This is a genomic window from Stenotrophomonas sp. STEN008, assembly GCF_056760435.1.
The window spans coordinates 1-1,721 of the sequence record NZ_JBRRET010000083.1; the positions used below are offsets into that span (position 1 = coordinate 1).

The following is a 1,721-nucleotide window of genomic DNA, read 5'->3' on the forward strand; positions in this document are numbered from 1 at the left end:
TTCGCCGGCGGCCAGGGTGATGCTGGAGGCGCTGGCCTGGATCTGGCCAACGATGCGGGTCAGCTGGGTGACGGTGGCATTGGCATCGTCACGCATCCGTGCGAACACGCCCTGGTAGTCGCCCTGCATGCGGGCGGTCAGGTCGCCTTCGGCGATGGCTGACAGCAGCTGTGACAGCTTGCCGAGGTTCTCATCGCTGACTGCCATCATCGCGTTGAGGTTTTCCAGCATGGTGCGGAAATCGTGATCGAAGCGCTGTGCGTCGCCGCGACGGCTGAAGTCACCGGCAGCGGCGGCGCCGGCCAGCTGCTTGATCTCGGCATTGATGCGGCCGAGGTTGTCCTTGACGGTATCAACGGCGTGGGTCATCGCCGCCTTCTCGCCCGGGTAGCGGGCGATATCACGGCTCAGATCGCCGACGGCGTATTGCTGGACGACATCGAGCACATCATGAAGGGTCTGCACGTGGCCGCCGACCAGCGCATTGGTCTCCTGCACCATCAGCCCATACTCGCCGGGGAATGCGCTGGCATCGATGCGGTAGCTGAGTTCACCGGCGTCGTGGCGACGTGCCATCTCACGTTGGCCACCGATCACGGCGTGCAGCTGCCGCTGCATGGCGGACATCGCATCCAGCAGGCGGCCGGGCTCGTCATGCGGCTGCGGGCCGATATGGCTGTCCAGTCTGCCAGCGGCGATGCCTTCGGCCACGGCCGTAGCCTGCTTCAACGGTACCGCGATGCGGTTGCCGATCAGCCAGCTCAAGGCCAGCACGATCAGAACCACCACGCCACCGGAGATCGCCATGATCGTGGTGAACACCAGGGCCTGCTTCTGCACGTCGTCCGTGTAGACGCCACTGCTGATGACCCAGTTCCACGGCGCGAACAGCCCGGCATAGGCGATCTTGCCGACCGTGCCTTCGCTGCCGGGCTTGGCCCAGCGGTAGTCGACGAAGCCGCCCCCGGCCTTGGCTGCCTCGACCTGCTGGTAATAGATGCGCACCCCTTCATCGGTGCGGAAATCCTTCATGTCCTTGCCGACCAGGTCCTTGCGGAACGGGTGCATGAGTACCCGGTAGCCGGTGTCGTAGACGTTGTAGTAGTAGGTGTCGTTCTCGGCACGCATCCTCTCCAGCGCCTGCAGTGCGGCGGCCTTGGCTGCCTCTTCGCTGAGCTCGCCGGTACCGGCCAGGCGGTGGTAGTGCTGGACAATGCCGTAACTCAGTTCGACCTGGGTCTTCAGCGAGGTCTTGCGCGTTTCAGTCAGGTCGAGGTACTGCATGCGGGCGGCGATCACCGACAGCGCGACCACGCCCAGCGCGATGAGCAGCGTGAGCAGATTGAGCTTGCGCCGGACGGAGAGATTGCTGAAGTAGTGTTGCCAGCGATGCATGAGGTTCATCGAGCAGGACCAGTTTGAAGCAGGCGGGCGGCGCCGAGCCGGCCACGGCGGAATACACCATGACACCCCCGTTATCGGCCGCGGGCGCGCGGGATTGAGGTGCAGTGCCGGAACGCATTCAGGTTTCCTTGCAGCGGCGGCTGCGGCGCTGCCTGCGGCAGTCCTTTGAAGCAAAAGCAACGGCAACGGCAACGGCAACGGCAGGTCATGGCGATGGGTTGCTACGGTTTGGCCGGGGCGGGGTGGGCAGGCAGGACACACCGTGAACCCATCCATGGGGGCTCGATGGCGCCATCCATGGCGCCAACGGTCCTGCC

Annotated in this window: 1 protein-coding gene; it reads right to left on the bottom strand. The window is 64.8% G+C overall.

What is annotated here, in order from left to right:
* Positions 1-1,404: cache domain-containing protein (locus ACVOME_RS18645; RefSeq protein ID WP_481505392.1), on the bottom strand; the 1,404-nt coding region annotated here is incomplete at its 3' end.
* Positions 1,405-1,721: the final 317 nt, after the last annotated feature.